Genomic DNA, 23402 nt, shown 5'->3' with positions numbered 1-23402 from the left:
TCCTGATATTGAGTTTGTATGGATTATACCGAACAAATCCTGTTATTTCTGATTGCTGTTGTTGCGAACTGGTTTTCTGCATTAGCGGGTGGTGGTGCAGGCCTGATTCAGCTTCCCATCCTGATTTTTATGGGCTTACCTTTTCCTCTGGCACTGGCGACACATAAGATTGCCACGGTTGCGTTGGGGGTCGGGGCAACGCTCAGACATCTGAAAGAGGGTCACCTCAGTCGTCATATTTTATTACTGATCCTGTGTGCCGGTGTCCCCGGTGTGATTGCCGGTGTGTTCTTCATTCTGGATATTCCGGCCAGGCAATCTGAAGTCGCACTCGGCATTATCACTCTTGGCCTGGCGCTGTATTCGCTGTTTAAACCGGAACTCGGTCTGCACTCTGACCCTAAACATAGAGATTGGTTCGGATATTTTATCGGCGGCATGGTGTTGATGCTGATTGGTTTCGCCAATGGTGCTTTGTCAGCGCAGTGGCTTGTTTGTAACCTTGTGGCTGGTGTACTGGTTTGGACTGGAATATAAGGTTGCGGTTGCGCAGACTCTGGTCGCCGTGGGGTTGGGCTGGAATGGAACCGGGGCATTAACGATGGGGGCAGTGGCTGCCGTTCAGTGGAGTTGGATTCCGGCGTTAATTCTTGGTTCTCTGGCTGGTGGATACCTCGGTGCTCACACCTCGATTCAGGCAGGGAATCTGGCTATTAAACGGGTTTATGAAGTGGTTACGTTTATTGTTGGCCTGAAGCTGCTGCTTGGTTAAAAGCCGGCAACCATTTGAAAACGATGTGGCGTACCTGCTCAATATTGATGGGTTTACTCAGATAGTCGTTCATCCCCGCATCCAGGCACTGCTGCTCGTCACCTGACATGGCATTTGCGGTTACTGCAATGATCGGGATTGTCGCCTCAACACTGGCACTGCTGCGGATGCGTTTGGTTGCTTCAAAGCCATCCATGACGGGCATCTGGCAATCCATAAAGATCAGGTCGTAGTGGTAATCTTTAGTTTGTTGCAGTTTCTCCAGTGCATTTTCTCCGTTGTCGGCAATATCCACCTTCAGCTGCATACGACCCAGCATGCTGCGCAGCACTTTTTGATTGATTGTATTGTCTTCGACAATCAGCACGTGACCACGTAATTCCTGATCGGAAAGGGAGTCATCCTGATGCAGAGCTAATGGATGAACACTCTGATTAAGATCCAGAGGTTCTTTGGCTGGAATACGCAATTGCGCATTAGTACCTTTGTCTTTTTCTGATGAAATATGTATGTCACCGTGCAGACATAAGCAGGCTGCACGAACTAACGACAATCCAATTCCCAGACCCTGATAGCGACGCTGATGGGAAGAGTCGGCCTGTGCCATAAATCCCTGAACCTGCTGTACTTCATCTGCGGACATACCGATGCCGGTATCCTGAATTTCAAACTGAATACAGCTTTCTTCATGCAGATTCAGCCAGGAAACGGCTAGGCGAATATGACCTTCGTTGGTGAACTTAATTGCATTATCGATCAAGGCTTTTAACGCATGTTGCAGGCATTTAAAGTCGATCAGCAGATTGTCTGGCATATCATCGCTGATCATCAGCTCAAACCCGAGCCCCTTGGCGTTGCACAATGGCTGTATTTTATCTGCGAAGTTTTTTAGTGTTGATGACAACTCCGTATTACATGGTGTTGCAATACGACTGCCTGCCTGCAGCTCAGTATAGGTAAGTACATTATCCACCAGTTCAAGCATCTCATTAGCACTGACCCGTGCATTCGCGATGGAGGAAAGCAGTTCTGCTTTGTCGCCATCTTTGGCCAACTCCAGTGAGCCGAGAATGCCATTTAATGGTGTGCGAAATTCATGACTGATGGTGGCCAGGAAATCATTCTTAAGGCGGTTCGATTCCAGCAGGCTTTCGGTCTTACGCTGCAGCTCTTTTTTAACCTGATTTTCAGCAGCTTTTTTCTCAGCTTGTAATAGGTTAATCCGGTCTGCGAGAGCAAAGGATAACAATACGATTTCAAAAACACTGCCGATCTTGCTGGCATGAATGGTCAACATATTATTAGGCAAAATTCCGAAAATGGTCGAAATGGTGACCAGGCCACCAATAATAAAGGCGACCCAGGCTGCCAGGAAAAAACGTGCTTCACGTTTTCCTTGTAATAGAGTGACTGTGGATGCGTAAAGGATGACTAATAAAAACGCCAGCACAACCGGACCGGCTATGGCCATCACAGTCGAGGTGTCGACCACGAACGCAAGTATCCCGGTAAATGCGCTGAGTACCAGGCAGGATAACAATGCCCGATCGGCACTGCGGTTATAGCGTTGGGTGTGTAAAAAGCTGCGACTGAAAGCGGTGCCAAATACCCCGACCAAAGCAATCGTCAGTGGCACGGCTAATTGTTGGAAATAGGTGGAGTCCTGCCAGACAAACTGATAACCAATGCCACTGGTTGCCAGTTGTAAAGCTGCAAATGATGCGATGTAAGCAATGTAGAGCAGGTAGCTTTGGTCACGAAAACTTAACCATAAAAACAGGTTATAAAGGAACATAACCAGCATCATGCCGTAGTACATTCCAAGGCCGTACTGCTCGGTGGAGTGTGCTTCAATAAAGTGATCACGTTGCCAGAACTGAACCGGCAATTGCATCGAGCTGCTGGTCTGGACGTTGATGTAAAGCGTTTGAATTTTATGTTGGGAAAAATCCAGAGGAATAACGAAGTTGCGGTGCTGCACAGGGCGGTGGGTGAAAGACTGTAAATCGCCTAATAAATATTGTTTAAGCCTGGCTCCGTCTTCGTTCTCAATATAAACCTCGAGGTGATCGAGCAGAGGATAACCAATTTCCATCAACCAGCGATTGTGTTCCAGTGTGTCGCTGCGCAAATGCATTTTCAGCCAATATCCGGAGCTGGTAAAACCTTCGTTAAAAACTTTCTTTGGATATTGTTCGAATAAAATGCCGTTGTTTTTCAGATAGGAAAGGGAAAGCTGAGATAATGGGTCCTGGTGGAAATAAATAGCGTTGTTGCTGTCGGCAATGGTGATGTTGTCGTTAAATTCCACCCAACGTTCATTGTCGAGGTCTTTCACCAGATGCGCGCAAGCCTGCCAGGAAAGCAGGCTGGTCAGTATTATCAATACAGTGGTAGCGAATTTAGCGCTATGCCATCTCATCAGGTTGATTCCCTGCGCTCAGTCCATCGTCTTATCTATAAACGAATTTGTATATAGATTATGGAGTATAGAGGCTGCACTATCTGTGTGTGAATGGCTTTCGTCTATAAAATGCGAAACTACTAACAAAAAGCAATAACCACAGCAGGCTTTCCGCACCAGAACCGGATGCCGCTCCCCCTAAAATGATAGGGTCTTGTTGCTGTGGAAGTGGAATCGCAATCAATAAAGCACTGACAAATGCCGACGGGGTGGAGGAGATAACGGTGCTGTTAATATCGTTTGCTCTGCTATGGCTGATGTTTACCCGTTCAGGTGTTTGCTTGCTGAGGTCTCCCTGCCATTCAAACGTCGCACGGTTGCCACTGCTATTGACCTGTGTGGTTAAAACTTCCTGAGTGCCGTTACTGAAGAACAGCGTCACTTTAGGTGCTTCGGAGATAAAATCGACGCCCTGAGATATGACACTACCTGTCAGTGTGAACGGTGATTCAGGTTTATTCAGTGTGATTTCAAGAGAGCTTTTTCCGGATTCAAGCTGAATATTTCTTTCAGCGTATCCGGATGCCGTTACGGTCAGTGTTTGTGTGCCAGATGCAAGCGTTAAGCTGGCGGTACCATTGGTATTGGTTGTTGTGATGGAAGGCAGTTGCCATTCTGCCAGCCGCTGGTCGGTTGCTTTAATAACAGCACCTTCAATGATGTTGCCGTCTGTGTCTTTAACTGTGAATTCGACACTTTGTGAAATCACAATCGTTCCATCTTTTGTCCCCTTTGGCAGGTTCGTTGATTCAGCTGAGATTCGGTAATCTTTATTTTCCGGGCTGCGACTGAGCGTTAAAGCCGATACCGCGCGATTAAATTGCTGAGCGTTATCGCTGGCTGTGATGCGGTTATTTTCTGCAGCGAAGGTGATTGCAGGGTTATTCACGCTCAGTTCAATCTCACTGCCAGCAGGAGCACCTTCAACGTAAACCTGTTGACTGTTAGCAGCATCCAACAGGCTGGATACATTGGTGACCACTCGTAACGGACGCTCAATAAAATATCGGGCCGAGTTGCCGGACTTATCCGTGACATCAAATCGGTAGGTTCCGGCAAAGGCACCATTCTCCGGCATTAACAACTGATAGCCTTGGTCGGTGCGGGATAGCAAGCCACTTTGATCGCTGCCGTTATAGAACACACTAACCGTTAACTGATTGTCTCCGCCGCTGATGCCCAGGTTGATGGCGTTCAGGCCCGCAGTTAGAGTCCCGCCATCGCTGATGTTTGTGTCGCCGTTCTGCAGATTGAAATCAGGCAAAATTTTGATATTTACAATCTGACGATCCGTAAGACTGCCATCAGAAACCTCGATTTCTGCGGTGTAATCTCCTTCGGTAATGCCGTTGCCGGCATCAATGGTCAGTTGGTTCGCCGTAACAGAGGCGGATAATCCCCCGGACTTTGTACGAATGCTGAAGCTTAATTGGTCGCTGCTGGTGTCCAGATCTGTGGCGCTGAGCAGCACCTGTTTACGGGTGCCTTTCAGCACAGACTGTGGCGGAATACTCGCCAGCACCGGAGGTTGAGGAGAGGCCGCAATTTTGAGCTCCACAGACAGGTTCAGATCAACCTGACTGGTTCCGTCGCTGACTCTGAGCAGTATTTGTGTATTGTTATTGGCCGCTGATTTGGCAGACAGAGTCAGTTGCTTGTTTTGCAGTGACGCATTTATCAGCGCGTTATCAAAACTGACGATACTGAATGTCAGTTGATCAGCGACTGAATCAATATCTGTAGCACTCAGGCTAACACTCTGTGCTGTGGTACCAATCAGGGTTACGGTATTGATGGGGGTAAATACCGGGGCATCATCAACGGCAGTTACCGTGATCTGCACCTGCTGGCTGTCATTCAACTGACCATCGGAAGCTGTTACGGTAACAACACCATTACCATTAAAGTTTGCATCCGGATTAATAGACAGCTTGTTGTTTTCGATCGTGATACCAAGTTGCGCAGTGGCATTGCTGATGCTGAAGGTGATTGCATCACTATTGGCATCCGTGGCGGTCAGAGTAACTTCTTTCGAGGAATCTTCCGCCAGTGTGACTGGCGCAATGTTGGCCAATACTGGCGCCAGGTTTTGTTCTGACACAACAACACCGAAGCTGCGGTCGGCAGTCAGGGAGCCGTCGCTTACCCGCAGAGTGACAGTAGAAGAGCCTTCATAACTGTCAGTGGGATCAAGGGTAAGCTGGTCGTTTGTAATGCTGGCATTTAATTCGTTAATCGCCGAAACGATGCTGAAGGAGAGCGGATCATTATCAGCATCGCTGGCATTCAAACTAACAACAGTGCTTCCTGCTTTGGCAATGGCAACATCAGCAATCTGAGCGAATACCGGGGTATCGTTAACCGCGTTAACCGTTACGCTGAATGTCGTTGAAGCGACCAGAGCGCCATCCGAAACCTGAACTTCGACATTACCCTGCCCAAAGTAATTATCTATCGGATCCAGCGTCAGCTGATTGCCACTCAGCGAGGCGCCTAATTGTGATGGCGCGGTACCTAAGGAGAAAACCAGGTTACTGCTGTCGACATCGGTGGCCGACACACTAAAGGATAACTGGCTGTCTTCATTCAGTGTTTTATCCGGAATTGCAGTGATTACAGGTCTGTCGTTAACAGGGGTGACCGTTACGTTAAAGCTGGTGCTGTCTTCCAGACTGCCATCCGAAACTTTCACTGTCACTGAGCCCGAGCCGCTGAAATTAGCAATGGGGTTGAGGCTCAGAGTACTTCCTGATACCGAAGCACCAAGATTGCTGCTTGACGACACCAGGCTGTATGTGGTCAAAGGGCCATCAACATCACTGGAAGACAAGCTGATATTCAGACTGCCGTCTTCGCTGAGGGTTTTATTGCTGATGGCAGAAATAATTGGCGCGTCATTAACGGCGGTTACTGTGACATTGAAGCTGGTTGAATCAGTCAGGTTGCCGTCGCTGACCTGAACGGTGACGGAGCCGCTGCCATTAAAATTAGCGGCCGGGTCCAGTGTCAGTGTCGTCCCTGAGATACTTGCATTCAGTGAGGCAGTGGCGGATACAATTGAATAAACCAGGCTGTCGTTTTCTGGATCGCTTCCCGACAAGGTAATATTTTTGTCGGTGTCTTCATTCAGGGTTTGATTGCTGATGGCATTGATTGTTGGCGCGGTATTCGCACTGTTCACCGTCCAGCCAATATCTTCCAGCAGCTGAGTTGCAAGCCCCGGGCTATCGAGAAACTCGGTGTAGCTGGGTTCCATTATTTCGTTGGGGGAAAGCAGCGAATCAAAATGACCCACTGAAGAACCTGAGGTGTAAGCAGATGGCGCATACATACGTACGCTACCGCCGTTGGTTCCTGCTGAATAATTACCGGATTTTGCATTAACTTTAGCGCCACTCCAGACCAGATCACCGTTACTGACGATCGCGGATGCACGATCTCCCTGACTCATATCTTTCAGGAATATCCCGTTACTCTGGCGTTTCAGCATCTTGGTATAGATATCAAAAACCTGATTGCCACCGACCGTGGCGCCGGATGCTCCTGAGCTGTTTAATAAACTCAGAAAACCCATACCATGCATAATTTCGTGTAAAGCCACAGGTAACAAAGCGGAGTTTGAACCGCCGTTGTCGCTGTAACCGTAATACCAGGTTCTTCCACCGAGGCAGGCTCCGCTATCCAGATTGGAGTTAAATGTCGCGTTTATTTCCAGTTTACTGCTGTCTACATCTGAGTTTTGCAGCTGGTTGTAGAGCGCATCCGGATAAACAGTGTAATTACCGGCATTATTCTGGAATTGATAATTGGCAGGACCTGCCTGTCCCAGAACTGCGGAGGTTGGAGTGCAGGTCAGAGGGTTAAACTGGGCGTTAACTTTTACCGGCTGGTTAATTTGGAAGACGGTGTTAAGAATTTCAGCGGCTTTGTTGAATACATTCAGTCGTTGTTGGCCGAGTGTTGTGCCGGGGTTGCCACCAACAGCGACTACAGAAGTCGGGTCATTAAAGCCTTCTCCGGCGCCATCGTTATTGACGATTGAGACGGAACCATAACTTGCCGGTGCCAGCAGGAGGAGAAAGATAAATCGGGTTAACATGGGGAGCTACCTGCCTACGGTTTTTGTGGCTCAGCCAGAGGCTGAATTTGTCGCTCCGTGATACGAACTTCACCGTCTTCTCCTAAGACGGCGATTGAAACAGTTTCAAACTGACCTTTTGGGTCCAGTGACAGGTTACCCTGCTGATTTCGCTGCGGCTGAAGCTCGCTTTGCGGAATCCGTTGCTTATCGATATAGGCCTGGATTTCTACCGGGATCTGCAATGAGTGATCATGCGTATGATCGTGGTCATGATCATGTTGCTGAGGCTGCGTGTTGTAACGGCCGGACGGTGCTGAAGTGGATAATGACGGTCTTGCAATTGGTTTAGTGTCGTCGGTTTTAATCGACTGAGTCATTGCTGCCTGAGGCTGCACTTGCAGTTGTGGCTGTATTTCAACCAAAGGGGCGGGACCCGATTGCTGGGCCGCAAAATAGATACCCGCCACCAGACTTGCGGTAAAAAACAGAGACACAATAACCAATATACTTTGCCGGTCGCGTTTCACTTCCAAGCCTCAATAAAATCGTTTAAGTCAGGCTAGCCCCATATCTGAGCGAATTCAGCTGTCAGACGTAAACAAATGTATCGATTGGTTAAATTGAGAACTATTACCACTTTATGCTGAGTTATTGGCGCTTTTTGGTGAAGCGGGTGGCTTCTGCTGCGAGCGGATCTTCCGGCCATGGGTGTTTCGGATAACGGCCGCGCATGTCTTTGCGGACGTCTGGGTAAGCGTTGTGCCAGAAGCTAGTTAAGTCCTGAGTGACTGCCAATGGCCGCCGTGCTGGCGATAACAGGTGAATCATCAGTGACAACTGGCCGTTTAGTACGCTGGGTTGGCCATCAAAACCGAACATTTCCTGCAGCTTTACCGCCAGTACCGGAGGATTTTCTTCGTAATTGATGCGTATTTTTGAACCGCTGGCTACCTGAATGTGAGTTGGCAGGAGCTGGTCCAGTTGTTGCTGTTGCGGCCAATCGAGAAGGGACAGCAGTGCGCTGTATAAGTCGACTTTCTTCAGATCTTTCTGGTGTCTGGCCTGTTGTAAAAAAGGCAGCAGCCATTGCTCAAGATTTGCAGTCAAAGTGACATCACTAACGTCCGGCCACGAGCTGTTAGTATCCGAGTGAAACGCAAGATGCATTCGTTGTCGTAACGCCAGGCAATTTTCGTCCCAGGGAAGTGAATCGAGGCCGTTATTAAGGAAATAACCACTCCAGGCCTCGTCCCATTGAGATGGCTCAAGGGCGGGTAATGCCTGTTTTTGCCAGGTGAGTTTTCCCAGCATTTTTCGTCGTTCGGCAATCAGTTGGCCATTACTTTGCCAATCAACAACGATTTGCTCATCGGCAAGATACGTATGTTGCTCCAGAAGATGGGCGATATCCTGTTGATCAAGCTTGCAGGCCAGACGCACAGACTGCTGTTGGCCACCGATATCAGCTATCGCTAACCACTCTTGATTATGCAGCGCTGAGTTGGACTGGAGCACCACTCCAGCCCCGGAGCTGAGCTGATAGCTGGCTTGTTGGTTGCCCGACGATGAACGTAAACGTGCGATCCGGTCAGGAAACGCCAGTGCGATCACTCTGCCAAGGTTGATGGGGGACTGATCTTCTGACAGCTGTAGTTTCGCGATCCAGCTTTTCGCCAGCTTTGTCGCCTGATGTTTCAGCTGAGTGGGTACCTGGTGCAGCAGCGTCTCAAGATCATCACTGCGCTTAGATTTATGCGGAATCAACTGCAATAACGCAGTTAACTCCGCGGTGGCCCGGCCGTACCCTTGTTCATCGGCGCAAATAAGGCTGTGTGCCCAGCGTGGCTCAAGACCTGTTTCCGCAATTCGCTGGCCATGCTCCGTAAGGTGAGAGTCAGTATTCAGAATATTGAGCTGTTGCAGTAACTGGTGTGCGCGACTTAATGCCGCGGGATTAGGAGGGGACAGCCAGGTCAGCTCATCGACTTCTGCCCCCCATTGCTGTAACGCCAGCAGCAGACCGGACAGCTCGCTGTGAGCGATGTCGGCAGCAATGTGTTTTGGCCTTGTCTGGTGTTGGCTTTCGGCCCACAGGCGGTAACAAACTCCGGCAGCCTGGCGACCAGCGCGCCCCTGGCGCTGTGTAGCCGATGCCTGCGAAATATTCTGGGTAACCAGCCGTTCAATGCCTGAGCGCACATCGAATTGCTGTTGGCGCTCTAAGCCGCTGTCGATCACCACGCGAACCCCATCGATAGTGACCGAACTCTCGGCGATATTGGTCGCCAGTATGATCTTCTTTTGCGATTTGCCAGATGACGCTTGGGGCTGCAATGCCAGCTTCTGTTGTTGATCATTTAACTGGCCATGTAATGGCACAACCAATGCGTCGAGATCGCGCAACTCCTGTTGCAATGCATCAATTTCTGCAACACCCGGAAGAAATACCAGTATGTCTCCGGGTTGATTAATCGCTTCTCGAACGACCTTATTACAGTGCTGAGTTAATACACTGCGATGAGCGTTAAGTGGTTCACTTGCCGGGCGGTAATGGCTGGTGATATCGAAGCTGCGACCTTCACTGCGAACCACAGGGGCCTGGAGTTGTTGCGATAAGGTATCTTCATCCAGTGTTGCGGACATAACCAGAATTTTAAGGTCTTCCCGGAATAGCTGTTGGCAGTTATGGGCAAGCGCCAGGCCGAGGTCGGAATGTTGATTACGCTCGTGGAATTCATCGAAAATAATCAAGCCAACGCCAGTCAGTTCCGGGTCTTCCAGTAGCATGCGGGTTAGCAGGCCTTCGGTGATGACTTCGATACGGGTTGTGGCCGACGTGCGGTTTTCCATTCGCATGCGATAGCCGACGGTATTGCCGGCATCTTCCGATAGCTGCTGTGCCATAAAGCGGGCGGCGTTGCGTGTGGCAATGCGTCGCGGCTCCAGCATCAGAATTTTTTGCTGCTGCAGCCAGGGTTCGTTTAACAACGCCAGTGGCACTCGTGTGGTTTTACCTGCTCCGGGCGCCGCGACCAGAACAACATTGGCGTGATCGTTCAGTGCTTGTTTTAACTCAGGGAGTGCCTGATCAATCGGTAAAGAAGTGTGGCTCATGGACTCAGGTGGCAGACGATACAAAACGCGCATGGTAGCCTATTACCATGATGAGGTGAAAATGATGTCAGAAAATAACAACGTCTCTGTGGTTGACTTTGCGTCGGCCAGTCGCAAATTTAAGCAGGACCGTGAACACGACCGTAAAGAAGCTAAGGTCGATGAAATGAAGGCGCGTTTCAGTAACGCGTTGCCGGATAAAAAGACGCCGGTTAAAGACTTTTTGCGTAAGAAAAAAGCCAAGAAAAAGCGCTGATATTAAGCGTTACTGGCTTAATAAATAGGTTTCAATCGCACTGGCGTTCAGAGGCTTGCTGAGATAGTAGCCCTGAATACAATCACACCGTTTAGCGACCAGTTCGTCCTGCTGTTCCTGTTCTTCCACGCCCTCAGCAATTACCTGCATTCCCAGACTATGTCCGAGCGTAATAATGGTATCGACTAAAGCCTGCTTACGATTGTCACCACACATTTTGTCGATAAAGGCACGGTCGATTTTTAATTTATCAACCGGGAAAGCGGCGAGATAAGACAGGGATGAAAACCCAGTGCCAAAGTCATCGAGTGCGACTTTAATATTCTTGTGTTGCAGTTCCTGCAGGAATTTCTGTGTATCAGCCTGGTTTTGAATAAATAAGCTTTCAGTAATTTCGATCACCAGCAATTCCGGAGCGACGCCAGAAACATCAATCTGATCGATAATATGAGTTGCCAGTTCATTGTCGTAGAACTCAGCGGTCGACAGATTAACGGCAATGGGTAATTCCATTCCTAAAGCCTGCAAGTGTTTTATTTGCTTCAGGGCAGCATCTCTTACCCAGCTACCGATATCACGGATAATGCCGGTTTTTTCGGCTAGCGGGATAAAGACATCCGGGCGAATCATGCCGCGATCCGGATGGTTCCAGCGTACTAATGCTTCGAGTTGTGAGATTCTGTTGCTTGCTAGGCATTTGATTGGTTGGAAGTGTAATTCCAGTTGATCTCGCTCGATGGCGTGACGTAATTCCTGATGCAATAACGCCTGTTGTTTGGCTTCCTGATTCATGGCTTCTGTGAAGAAGGCATGGCCGCTGCGGCCGCTGGCCTTTGCTGCATATACTGCCTGGTCGGCCGCTTTCATCAGCTGTTCAATGGTTTTTCCGTCTTCCGGGAAGCGTGCAATCCCCAGACTGGTGGAAATTCGACAGTCTTTCACCTGACGCAAGGTGAAGGGCTTGGCGATTTGCTCCAGTGCCTTTTCTGCCAGGTTATTCAACTCTGTCTCAGACATATCCTGAGACACAATCACAGCAAATTCATCACCGCCCAGCCGCGCTGTTGTATCGCTGTTACTGAAACATTGTTGCAAGCGGTTGGCGGTTTTGACCAATAACTCATCACCCACATCGTGGCCGTGGTTATCATTAATTTCTTTGAAATAGTCGAGGTCAAAGATAAACACGGCGAAGCTTTGTTCTTTGCGGCGGCAGTGTTCTATGGCCCAGCCCATACGCTCGTAAAACAGGTTACGATTCGGCAAATTGGTCAGTACATCATAATTCGCCAGGTACTGAATGGTCTCTTCAGAACGCTTGCGCTCAGAGATATCACTGATCAGTGCAACGCTTTTCAGAATCCGGTTGTCACTGCCACGTACAGCAGAGAAACAGATTTCAGCGGTAAAGGTTTCTCCATTGCGTCGGGTTGCCTGAACCTCGCCAGTCCAGCTGCGGTTGGCGGGCAGATTCTGCAGAATTTCACGATACTGCTGCAATTGGCTTTGGGAGGCGGTCAGCATTTTGGGGGACTGGCCGATCACATCCTCGGTGCTGTAGCCGGTCATCTGGCAGAACGCCGGATTAACGTCCGATACGATAAAGTTTTCATCGGTAATGACCATGCCCATTGGCAGGTGCTGAGCAATGGCGCTGGACAGTTTGCCCTGGGTCCAGGCCTGGGTGTACTCAATACCAAATCGCGCCAGTCGCGACGCTTCAACAATCAGTAGTAAATCGTCTTGGTGAGGAGCTTTAGGGTGATCGTAATACATGGCGAAGGTGCCGAGCACTTTATCACCCTGACCCATGATGGGTTGCGACCAGCAGGCTCTGAGGTTGGCTGATTCGGCTAATTCTTTGTAGGGCTCCCAGAAGGGATGGCTTTGAATGTCGTCAACCACCACCAGTTGTTTGGAAAACGCAGAGGTGCCACAACTGCCGACACCATGACCAATTTCGACGCCATCGATGGCTTCAATGTAATGTTTGGCAATCGAAGGCGCAGCGCCATGGGTCAGGCGTTTGCCATCATCACTTAACAGCAGCACCGAGGCCTGGCAGCCTGGCTGTTTGTCTTCGATCAGATAGCACAGTTCTTCCAGCAGGTCATAAAGTGAACGTCCGGAGACCAGAATCTCGAGAATCTGACTGTAGCGGCTGAGACTGACCACAGCTTTGGGGCTGTCTGCGCGTGCGGTTTTGATGGTCATAAAACGGCTTAAACTGAATACATCACAGACAGTTTAGCTGGAATTGCGAAAATGTGTTGATAAGAACAACGTCTAAGGGGGAATGCAGAGCAAAAGAGAGGAGGGACAAACAGGACAGAGAATCAGCCCTGTTTGTAATGCGGCTCTGAAGCCTGGAGAGTGTTTATGCACCAACCAGAGACTGACCACATACACGTACGATGTTGCCGGTAACACCGGAAGACGCCGGGTTAGCGAAGAACGCGATGGTTTCTGCAACGTCTACTGGCTTACCGCCCTGAGACAGAGAGTTCAGACGACGGCCCACTTCACGGGTCATGAATGGGATAGCATCCGTCATCGCGGTTTCAATGAAACCTGGAGCAACGGCGTTGATGGTGATGTTCTTAGCCGCCAGCTCGTCAGCCATGTACTGAACGTAACCGATAACACCTGCTTTAGAAGCCGAGTAGTTAGTCTGACCAACCTGGCCAGCAATACCGTTCATAGAAGATACACATACGATACGGCCACCGGCATTCAGAGTACCTTGCTCGAACAGTGCGTGGTTGATGCGCTCTTCAGCAGACAGGTTGATGTCGATGGTCATGTGCCACCAATGCTCAGGCATGTTCGCCAGCGTTTTATCGCGGGTAACACCAGCGTTGTGAACGATGATGTCGCCACCGCCCATTTCTTTCAGCTTGTCAGAAATCTGTTGTGGTGCTTCGGCGGAAGAGATATCGCCCAGCAGTACTTCACCACCAATTTCAGCCATAACACGGTTCAGATCCGCTTCTGCTGGTGGAATGTCCAGACCCAGTACACGAGCGCCGTCGCGAGCCAGAGTACGAGCGATGGATTCACCAATACCACGGGAAGCACCGGTTACCAGAGCAACTTTACCCGCCAGCGGCTTGTGCCAGTCCGGGTATGCAACTTCTTCGGCTTTACGTACGGTGATTACCTGGCCGTCAACGTAAGCAGACTTAGCCGAGATCACGAAACGGAACGCAGGGTCCATGTTCGCTTCTGCGCCTTCTTCCACGTATACCGCCTGAGAAGTCGCGCTCTTTTTGCCGATTTCTTTAGCAACAGAACGGGAGAAACCTTCCAGTGCACGCATCGCAGCTGCTTGTTCACCGGTTTTTGCTTTCAGGTGTGGACGACCCAGTGTGATCACACGGCCATTGCTGCCCAGTTTACGCATTACCGGGTTGAAGAAGGTGTACAGCTGATCCAGATCAGATGCTTCCTGGAAGCCAGACGCATCAAAAACGAAAGCGTCAAACTTGTCAGTCATGTTTTTAGAACATTCAACGCCAACTGCTTTTACACCAGCGTTGTTAGCTGCTGCTACGATGGCCGCAGCAGTGTGAGCGTTAGCCGGGAAGCATACGGTGGCTTTAGCTGCCGCCAGGTTACGCATCAGGTCGTTTAACAGAGCGGCGTTTTCAGAAGCACCTACCAGTACTTTGCCTTCGAAGTAAGTTTCCTGATCTGCGCGGTAGCGCTTCAGATCGATAGGAGTCGGCAGACCAACGGTTTTCAGCAGGCTACGGCCGGTTTTGTTGTTCAGCATGGTTTCGTAAAAGTTACTCATGATACGTTTCCGTTAAAGAGTTGCTATCTGGTTAATAAGACGTTCACGGTTGGCTGAAAAAATTGCCGGTTGTGTGTTGCTATGTCGTCTCTGCATCCTGGCGCGATGTCCGGCGCCTGTTCATATCCGGACGGCTAAATCTGAGGCCGGTGTCCGGGAGCGCAGATTACAGCAACATCTATAAGTAGTTAAATTGACCTGAGCCGCCAAGCTGACTGTCAGTTCAGCCAATGCCTGCACTATATAGAAAGCTAGACTGCGGGCTTCTTCAGGCAGAGAGTGATCGTTCTGCCAGGTTATTGGTTTTTATTTAGGATTAACACATGACCCAGACTGTACGCCGCGTTGCCATTATTGGCGGTAACCGTATTCCATTTGCTCGTTCTAACACCGTTTATTCTTACGCTTCTAACCAGGACATGCTGACTGCAGCACTGAACGGTCTGGTTAATCGCTACAACCTGCAAGGCGAAAAAATCGGCGAATTCGTTGCTGGTTCTGTAATTAAGCACAGCCGTGATTTCAACCTGGCGCGTGAAACTCTGCTGAGCACGTCTCTGGACCCAATGTCTCCAGCGACAGACATCCAGCAAGCGTGTGCAACGGGTCTGCAAGCTTGTATGCAGGTTGCTAACAAAATCGCACTGGGCCATATCGACGTAGGTATCGCGGGTGGTTCTGACACCACTTCTGATGCGCCAATTGGTGTTTCTGAAGGTCTGCGTAAAATCCTGCTGGACGTTAACCGTGCGAAAACCACGGGTGAGCGTCTGAAACTGCTGTCTAAGATTCGTCCTAAGCACCTGGCGCCACTGGTTCCACGTAACGGCGAACCACGTACCAACATGTCTATGGGTGAGCACACTGAAATCACCGTTAAAGAGTGGGGCATTGGTCAGGAAGAGCAGGATCAGATTGCATTCAACTCTCACACTAACCTGCTGAAAGCTTACGAAGATGGTTTCTTCGATGACCTGGTAACTCCGTTCCAGGGTCTGGAAAAAGACAACTCTGCGCGTGAACCTAACCTGGAAAAAATGGCGACTCTGAAGCCTGCTTTCGATAAGAAATCCGGTAAAGGTACTCTGACTGCTGCTAACTCTTCTGCTCTGACTGATGGTGCTTCTGTAGTACTGCTGGCTTCTGAAGAGTGGGCGAAAGAGCGTAACCTGCCAGTTCGTGCTTACCTGAGCTTCTACGAAACTTCTGCGGTTAACTTCGTTGGTAAAGATGCCGAAGGCCTGCTGATGGCACCTGCATACGCTGTGTCTAACATGCTGGATCGTGCTGGTCTGACGCTGCAGGACTTCGATTTCTACGAAATCCACGAAGCATTTGCTGGTGTTGTCGCTTCTACCCTGAAAGCGTGGGAAGACGAGAAATTCTGTAAAGAGCGTCTGGGTCGTGACTCTGCTCTGGGTTCAATCGATCGCAGCAAGCTGAACGTACGTGGCTCTTCTATCGCTACAGGTCACCCATTTGCTGCAACCGGTGGTCGTATCGTTTCTTCTCTGGCGAAAATGCTGGAAGAGAAAGGTTCTGGCCGTGGCCTGATCTCTATCTGTGCTGCAGGTGGTCAGGGCGCTGTTGCAATCCTGGAACGTGACTAATCACGTTTGAGGAATCAGGCGCCTTGTTATCAGGTGCCTGAAAGTAGGTTTACCTACACTCTTTAGCTACACCCTCACCGCAAGATACCTGCGTCGGTTTTAATACCGGGAAAAGGTACGCTGAAAACCCGCTGACACAGCGGGTTTTTTTATGGCTGGAATTTATTATGATGCCTGTCTCGTGCTTAGCCTGTAACGTCGGATACTTTCAATGAAAAAATGGATCGCACTGATATTTCTCTACCTGGTTCAGGGTTTACCCCATGGTTTTTTTGGCCAGGCAATGCCGGTATTGATGCGTGAACAAGGATTAGATCTGACCGTTATTGGCTTATTGTCGTTACTGGCGTTGCCCTGGGCGCTGAAATTTATCTGGGCGCCGCTATTGGATAACGTCAGTTTATTCCGCGATGAATATCGTCGCAGCTGGATTATTTTGATGAACTATTGCGCCGCCGCTTTGCTGGTCATTCTGGCGCTGACACCGGTGGAATACTGGGTGCAACAGGGGATGGTGACTTTTGCATTATTAATCTTCTGTCTCAATTTATTTATCTCCACGCAGGATATCGCCACGGATGCGCTGGCGGTTGAAAACCTCAGTAACTCGGAGCGTGGTATCGGTAATGGCGTTCAGGTTGCCGGTTATCGTATTGGTATGGTGCTGGCGGGTGGTGTGCTGGTGTCATTTTTTGGCGTGTTTGGCTGGCAGGGCGCTTTGTTATTACTGGCGGCCATGATGGTGCTGGGTACCTTGCCGTTGTGGAACTTTAAGCCAAAAGCGCACGTGGTGGATGACCAGCCGGTTTGGCCATTATGGCTGGCGTTCTTTAAAGAACCTGGTGCCTGGTTATGGCTGCTGATGATTTTTCTGTTCAAGTTCGGTGATGCCTTTGGCACCCAGATGATTCGCCCTATGTTGTTTGATCAGGGTATTACACTGGAACAAATGGGGCTGATTCTGGGCTCCGTTGGTTTTGCCGCCGGATTGTTTGGTGCTTTAGCTGGTGGTTGGCTGGTCAGTAAGCTGGGACGGCAAGCGGCGTTATTGGGTTTTCTGCTGCTAGAAACCTTTGCCCTGTTAAGTTATCTCGGCATCAACGGTCAGGATATGTTCCATATTTACCTGGCGGTTGTACTGGAACACATCGCTGGTGGCATGGCGACAGCGGCTTTATTTACGGTAATGATGGATCGCTGTCGTGAACACAGTGCTGCGGCAGACTATGCCTTGCAGAGTTGTGTGGTGGTGATTGCAGGCCTGATTGCAGGCTCCTTGTCTGGCTTCAGTGCGAAAATGTTGGGGTATGACGGCCACTTTATGTTGGCTGCTGTTCTCTGTATCGTTGCTTTATTTGTTGTCTGGCGAGCCGTTCAGCAACATCTGATTGTTTCTGTTTCTAAAAAATCTGAGAGTTCTGTCTAAGCCATGAACGATGTAAAAATTACCCACCACCTGGATGCAAAAGGTTTGTTTTGCCCGGAGCCGGTGATGATGTTGCACAATATGATTCGTGATATGCAAATCGGAGACGTGGTGGAAATTCAGGCAACCGATCCTTCCACCAAGCGTGATTTTCTGAAGTTCTGTAATTTCCTTGATCAGGAAATGTTAGCCAGCGAAGAAATTGACGGTGTTTATCGTTTCCTGATTTGTAAGCAGTCAGAGGAAGAGTGACTGCCACCTTCGATGAGATTAACCTGCTGGTAATCCAGCCAGCAGGTTAATTAATTCCAGCTGATTTTTACTGTTGTGTTTTTGGTGGGGGTTGATTTTTTATTAAAAAGTAGAAAAACGCACCAATATACATCTCGTCGGATTGGTCGTCTTTTTCTAGTATCTGCTCAACGGCAATAATAATGCTTATAGTTGCTTTTTATTCTATTGGATTTCAAAAATTCGACTCGCTGTTTTAATGCTTTTGCAATAAAAGGATTCAGTGTATTTATGCGCTCGATTTCATCAGGTTTATATAGGCACTGGGGCTTGATCCGGTTACGGGAGAATCCAGATATCCCGCGTTCATCTCTGAATAATTGGCTGGCACGGTCCTGTCAGATTCCCTGCTAGTAAGTCCATTCCTTATAAGTCGCTGTATTCTAATATGAATCGGGATCCAGTAATGAGTTAGTAGCATAAACTTAGCTGTATCATTCTCAATAATAAAACGTTGTGCCGCGCCCAGGCTAATGTACTTTCTCAGATATTGTTTAAAACCGCCGGTATCGGTGGTGTTCCTGTCAACTCCTGAAATCGAGGTGCTAAACGTTGTTGGTCAGATATATAAATGGCAGTAATGAAGAGAGAAATGTTTCAGAAAAATATTCAAAAATTCTGCTAGCCATTTTCACATAGATTGGCTGCGGATAATAGTTGTGTGAGGTGTTGGCTACTCATGATTATAAAATATGATTTGGAGTGTTCGACTAACTCTAAAGTGTAGGGGGTAGATGCTTTTGGGGTAAAGGCTGTCGTAGTAGTAAAGTGCTAGTTGTCTGTGTTTGAAATACTGTTTTTTGCAAATACCCTAAATGTGTGGGGTATGTGCAATGTAGATAAAGATCTAATATCAACCATCTTTCGGATTCTACCGAACGTTCTCTTCTTTTGGCTGTTAAAGGGATTGGTGTGTCTGAATTTTATCTGGTATGAAGAGCCTAATTTGCTCGTTGATTATGGAGAGTCAATATGAAAAAAACTATTGTTGGAATTATCCTTTTTATAGTCTTTGTTTCATCGGAATCTTATTCGGATGAAACAGTAACATTTGTTCCGGGAATTAATGCTTTGGCTCTTAGGGATGGGGGCGATATAACTCCCCTAAAGGGAGCGTTTGCTGGTCTGAGTTTTAAAGGGTGGGCAAGTCAAGATTATGATAGTGGTTTATATAACATTACTTTTATGCCAGCATTCATGTTAAATCAAATCAGTCAGGATAAAGATGATAAAGATGAATCTAATGAAAATGAAAGTAGTGATTTAGTCTTTTCTGTTGGATTATTACTTGGATATCAAGTCTCAGAAGATTTTGCCGTTAACTTTGGTTACGCTTGGGACTTAGCTGCTACTAATAGCGAACCTAAAGATACAAAAGGTGCATTTATCATGAATTTTGGAGTTGATATTAGCTCAATTGTCGAGTGATATGCTCATCAACCTGCTGGTAATCCTGCCAGCAGGTTAATCAGTTCCAGCTGATTTTTACTGTTTGTTTTTCGATAGCAGTTCTGCAGTTGTTCACGTGCGGTATTAATGCTTTTGTTTTCCTGCTCGGCAATTTCTTTGAGCGATACCCCCGATGCAAATAAATGGCAGCAACGCGCTTCCGCAGGTGTCAGGTTAAATAGATGAATTAACTGACGTTCGCTCGGAGCAATCAGCATTTCCGGGGACACGGCATAAACCAGTGCGCCAACAAAAACACTGTCACCATCGCCAGAGTCTTCAACAATCTGATCAATGCCAAGACGATACTCTGGAATGTGACCTTCTGCCGGAATCAGCAAGGTTTCGGCCTGGTAGCTCAGAGATCGGCCTTTAGCGCTGGCAATTCGCTCGGCAATGGCCATTTTAAATTGTTTATCTTTATCCTGCTGGCTTAGTTGCAACTCTTTATCATGGCTGATTCGAAGGTTGTGATGGCTTTGCAGTAGCTGGCGCATCAGATCGTTTTGGGCAATCACTTCGCCAAACTCATTTAAGCTGGCAACGGGCAGGCGGAATTTATTCAGGATTGATTTTATTCTCAGACGATCGTGGTTGCCCTCGGCCAGCTTTATCCGCAATTGAACGGCTTTCATCAGATAGGAAGTCAGTGCAGAAAAACGTCTGATTTCTTCATGGCTGTATTCCTGATGCTCAGGACCGCGGTTGTGAACAAATACACACACGGAGTTTTCATTTCGGAACAGGCAGCAGCCAGCAACACAGATAATACCGTTTGGTACGCACCATTCGTTATAAACCGGCGCAGCTTCGACTTCCGCTCTGTTCGGCAGCAGGTTGCTGGCATACCAGTTTCCGGGAGTGCCTCTTAAAATTGCCAGGTGGGTATAGTCGGTATGGAAATACTTCTCCATGTACTCTTTTAACTGCCAGTCTGACGGCTGGGGGCCGCTGAAGTCCTGAAAGCGCGGTGCCATATCGTTAACGGAGGAGATATAGATATGACAAGAATGGAGTTGAAAGTGATCTCTGAAAGCATCAAGAAATTTTTGCCAGCCATTACTGATGCGGCTGGCGTCAAGTAGGGCATCGATTAAAAACAGGTCTCTTTCATCAACCGGTTGTCGTTGTTCCGAATGTGTCAAGGTAGGTGTTAAATGCATAAGAGTTCAGACATTCCTCAGATGCGGGCAAGAGTACTGGCTGGCAGGGCGTTGTCACTTGTTATAATTGTTAATAGGTGAAAAGTACTAGTTATAAGTAGGGCAAACTATTGAATCACGGGTGGTATTGGCCATCTGCCGGACATAAAAAAGCCGCACTTAAATATGTTAAGTACGGCTTCAGTGTCATGGCTTTTAAACTGGCCGCTACAGACTGGCTTTTAATGCCTGGATAAAGCGGCTCTGGAACTGGTCATTAACTCCGGCGTAAAGCCACTGTTCGATCAGCTGCTGGCGCTCGACATCCTTGCTCTGGTTATTACCAATACCCTGAGCCAGTTTCTGAACCTGCAATTCCATTCGTCGTGATTTATCGCTTTCTGGAGATTCAACATCTGCCAGCACTTCCATAGCAATCACAATAGCCTGAGCATCACTGCTATCTGCTGCCAGTTCGCCGTTAATTGCCTGGGCAAACAATTCAGAATTGTAGCCCGCAGGTAAATCTCCAGCGGCTTCGAATGCGGCTTTGTCTTGTTCGGCAATGGCTTGTAATTGATCAATCAGACCGTTCCAGCGAGCTTTTTCTGCGGCTTGCTTCAATTCCTGGCGTTGTTCGCTCAGGGATTTGTCGCAAGCTTGCAGTTTTTTCACCAGGCGCTGATGAGCGCTCTTCGGTAATTCAATGTCACTGAACTGCTGTTTGATATCGGCTAACGCCGTTTGTGCTGCGGAGATTGCTGCATTGTCACTGACGGACTCTGCAACTAACACTTCCGCTTGTTGTACCAGCGCTTCTGCAGCAACGACGGCGTCGTTAATTTCGGCTTTTCGCTGGGCTTTTTCGCTATCCAGTCGGGCAAAAATTGCATCGCAATGGCTGCGGAATTGCTTCCACAGTTTCTGATCCGGATTGCGTGGAGTTACGCCAATGGCTTTCCAATCTTGTTGCAGCTGTTTGACCGATTCAATCGCTGTGCTCAGGTCTTCCTGTTCAATCAGCGTTTGAGCCTGTTCCGTCAGCGCTTTCTTAGCATTCAGGTTGCGGTCGTACTCTGCTTTCAGATGGTCATAGATGGCGTCGCACGCGGCATGGAAATCATTTTGAGTTTCCTTGTGTGCCGCGCGATCAACCGGCGAGTAGCTGCGGAATGTTTCCCGTGCTGCTTCCAGTGTTTTCTGAACCACTTTCCAATCAGCGCCTGACCAATCCATTTGTTGTTCGTAGCTGCGTAACTCTGCGGTCAGAGTGCGGCGCGCTTCAATAAATTGCTGACGCTTTTCTGCCTGTTGAGCAAAATAATCACGGCATGGATCAAAGGCTTTATCACCGGCGGCCTGGAAGCGTTGCCATAATTCTTTATCCGGCTGGCTACTGCCCAGCGCTTTCCACTGGTCCTGCAGGTCGTGAATTTTTTCGGCCAGTTGTGCCGGGTCGATATCTGCATCAACCAGAGCTTCCATTTCCAGGCACAGCGCTTCTTTTTTCGGAGTGGTGGCAAAACCTTGCCAATCACGCATTTCATTAAGACGTGCTGCCAGAGCTTTGGCCTGACGTTGCTGACTGGCTGCAGCTTTGTTGTCGACCTGACGCAGGTTCTGGTTGAGCTGCTGATTTAATTTGCTGGCGTCTTTGGCATGACCTTCATCAAGCGCTTTTTCCAGCTTCACCAGTTGCTCGTCGATGGCCAGCAGACGACTCTTTTGTTGTTTAGCCAATTCATCCAGTTGATTGTTGGCCTGGTCTAATTTGGCGGCAATCTGTCCGACCCACTGAGGTGCGTTGTCGGTGGTAGGCCAGTGCAATTGCTTTTGCCATTGTTGCGCCTGTTTGCGGATGCTGGTTAAACCGCGCAGATCGGATGGCAGTTTTTGTTCCAGCCATTCTTTTAATTCGTTTTCCTTCTCAGCGAAGTGGCTCAGAGCAGTTTGTATCGCTAACAGCTGCTGCAGCTGGTTTTCAAATTGGCGGCTTTGTTCGGCATTGGCTTTATGCTGAGTCGCTGCTTTGCTCCAGTTTTGTTCCAGTGCGGTAATTTGCTCGTGTAAATCAGACGGTGCTGAAACAATGGTTTCATCCAACAAACTTTGCAATTGGTTTAGCAGCAATTGCTGTTGCTGTTGTGCTTGCTCGGACTCTGCTTTGGCTGCAGCCTGACGCGCTTCCTCTTCGGCATGTTGCTGCAGGGTTGCCGCTGCCGTTGCCAGCTCAGTGTCTATCTGAGTCACTTGCTCTGCATTGGCTGCCTCTTTCAGGCTGCTCCAGTCTTTGCTTAATACCTGAAAGCGACCGTTAAATTCCGGGTTGTAACCGAGTCGGTTGAGTTGCTGAGCATTCGCCAGCAGCGCATTAATTTTTTCGATCAGAGCCTGCTGGGCTTCACGCTCCGCTTTGCCAGCATTCAGACGGTCTTTACATAAACGATAAATCGCTTTGTCTTTCCCCTGGGCGTGATTCATCAGCTGTTGCAGTTTATCGGCATCATCAATGCCTTCTGCGGCAGCCAGACGAACTTTGGCAACCGGATTTTCCATTGCCAGTGTCAGGCGTTGTTGCTGATCGGTAATGCGCTCGATTGCCTGCAGTCGTTGTTGCTGATCATCGGTCAGAGAGGCGATGCGAATCAGCGTGTTGTTGTCAGTGATTTGTGACAGTTCTGACTGGCCGGAAAGCAGACTTTTCAGCCAGTGCTGACGAGTCATCTCTCGGACATCTTTATTGCTGTGTGACAGCAGTTTTTCCAGTTCCTGATCGTTGGTGATCCGAGCAATGGCAATCTGACGAAGTTCGGCAACGGTTTCGGTGTCGATGTAATTTAACAATTGTTCGCCGGGTTTCAGGTCTGCGATGGCTTTACGCCGAACTTCCGGGTTGTCATGTTGCCACTTAGGTTTAAATAACTCGGGTTTGAAGAACTTACTTAATAAAGCCATCGATGGATTCCATTGCAGATGTCACATAAAAAAAGCCGGCTCATTT

13 protein-coding genes and 1 pseudogene are annotated in these 23402 nt (G+C 48.7%); 6 read left to right on the top strand and 8 right to left on the bottom strand.

Translation table 11 applies throughout. The annotated features are described in order from the left end of the window. Positions 1–18 precede the first annotated feature (18 nt). Positions 19–772, top strand: a pseudogene (locus ACOQOZ_RS05940) (sulfite exporter TauE/SafE family protein). Here ACOQOZ_RS05940 and ACOQOZ_RS05935 read toward each other — a convergent pair. From ACOQOZ_RS05935 to hrpB, 4 genes are all read right to left on the bottom strand, one after another. Further along, positions 741–3194: a 7TM diverse intracellular signaling domain-containing protein gene (locus ACOQOZ_RS05935; RefSeq protein ID WP_420591360.1), complete on the bottom strand. Its 2454-nt coding sequence runs from the start codon at positions 3192–3194 to the stop codon at positions 741–743. The pseudogene ACOQOZ_RS05940 and the gene ACOQOZ_RS05935 overlap by 32 nt on opposite strands. A 79-nt stretch (positions 3195–3273) precedes the next feature. Next, entirely contained in the window at positions 3274–7335 is a 4062-nt protein-coding gene (locus ACOQOZ_RS05930; RefSeq protein WP_420591359.1) for a tandem-95 repeat protein, read from the bottom strand. Between the two features lie 14 nt (positions 7336–7349). Next, the gene (locus ACOQOZ_RS05925; protein WP_420591358.1) at positions 7350–7811 is read right to left on the bottom strand and encodes a hypothetical protein; all 462 of its coding nucleotides are present in this window, start codon (positions 7809–7811) and stop codon (positions 7350–7352) included. A gap of 154 nt (positions 7812–7965) precedes the next feature. After that, a complete protein-coding gene (hrpB, locus tag ACOQOZ_RS05920) occupies positions 7966–10464 on the bottom strand; it encodes an ATP-dependent helicase HrpB (RefSeq protein ID WP_420591357.1) in 2499 nt (832 codons plus the stop codon). A 28-nt stretch (positions 10465–10492) separates the two neighbouring features. Here hrpB and ACOQOZ_RS05915 point away from each other — a divergent pair, with 28 nt between their 5' ends. Then, positions 10493–10687, top strand: a complete 195-nt coding sequence (locus tag ACOQOZ_RS05915; RefSeq protein ID WP_420591356.1) for a tRNA (uracil-5-)-methyltransferase — start codon at positions 10493–10495, stop codon at positions 10685–10687. Between the two features lie 9 nt (positions 10688–10696). Here the strand turns inward: ACOQOZ_RS05915 and ACOQOZ_RS05910 are convergent, their stop codons facing one another. After that, on the bottom strand, positions 10697–12901 hold the full coding sequence (locus ACOQOZ_RS05910; protein ID WP_420591355.1) for an EAL domain-containing protein: 2205 nt from the start codon (positions 12899–12901) through the stop codon (positions 10697–10699). A 163-nt stretch (positions 12902–13064) separates the two neighbouring features. Next, a complete protein-coding gene (locus tag ACOQOZ_RS05905; RefSeq protein WP_420591354.1) occupies positions 13065–14483 on the bottom strand; it encodes a 3-oxoacyl-ACP reductase in 1419 nt (472 codons plus the stop codon). A 323-nt stretch (positions 14484–14806) separates the two neighbouring features. Between ACOQOZ_RS05905 and ACOQOZ_RS05900 the strand changes: the two genes are divergently transcribed. The 4 genes from ACOQOZ_RS05900 (at position 14807) to ACOQOZ_RS05885 (ending at position 19238) form a co-directional block, all read left to right on the top strand. Further along, positions 14807–16093 (top strand): acetyl-CoA C-acetyltransferase, encoded by a 1287-nt coding sequence (locus ACOQOZ_RS05900; protein WP_420591353.1) that lies wholly within the window; start codon positions 14807–14809, stop codon positions 16091–16093. Between the two features lie 211 nt (positions 16094–16304). Then, entirely contained in the window at positions 16305–17519 is a 1215-nt protein-coding gene (locus tag ACOQOZ_RS05895) for an MFS transporter (RefSeq protein ID WP_420591352.1), read from the top strand. 3 nt (positions 17520–17522) lie between these two features. After that, positions 17523–17771, top strand: coding sequence for a sulfurtransferase TusA (gene tusA, locus ACOQOZ_RS05890; protein ID WP_420591351.1), 249 nt, complete (start codon positions 17523–17525; stop codon positions 17769–17771). A 1011-nt stretch (positions 17772–18782) separates the two neighbouring features. Then, on the top strand, positions 18783–19238 hold the full coding sequence (locus ACOQOZ_RS05885) for a hypothetical protein (protein WP_420591350.1): 456 nt from the start codon (positions 18783–18785) through the stop codon (positions 19236–19238). Positions 19239–19246: 8 nt separating this feature from the next. Here the strand turns inward: ACOQOZ_RS05885 and ACOQOZ_RS05880 are convergent, their stop codons facing one another. Beyond that, entirely contained in the window at positions 19247–20422 is a 1176-nt protein-coding gene (locus ACOQOZ_RS05880; RefSeq protein ID WP_420591349.1) for a helix-turn-helix transcriptional regulator, read from the bottom strand. Positions 20423–20629: 207 nt separating this feature from the next. Continuing rightward, positions 20630–23356, bottom strand: a complete 2727-nt coding sequence (locus tag ACOQOZ_RS05875; RefSeq protein WP_420591348.1) for a DUF349 domain-containing protein — start codon at positions 23354–23356, stop codon at positions 20630–20632. Positions 23357–23402 lie beyond the last annotated feature (46 nt).

It is taken from the genome of Bacterioplanoides sp., assembly GCF_965219715.1.
Classification (GTDB): Bacteria; Pseudomonadota; Gammaproteobacteria; order Pseudomonadales; family Oceanobacteraceae; genus Bacterioplanoides.
The sequence above is the reverse complement of the archived record's forward strand: the minus strand, read 5'-3'. Positions and strand labels throughout refer to the sequence as shown.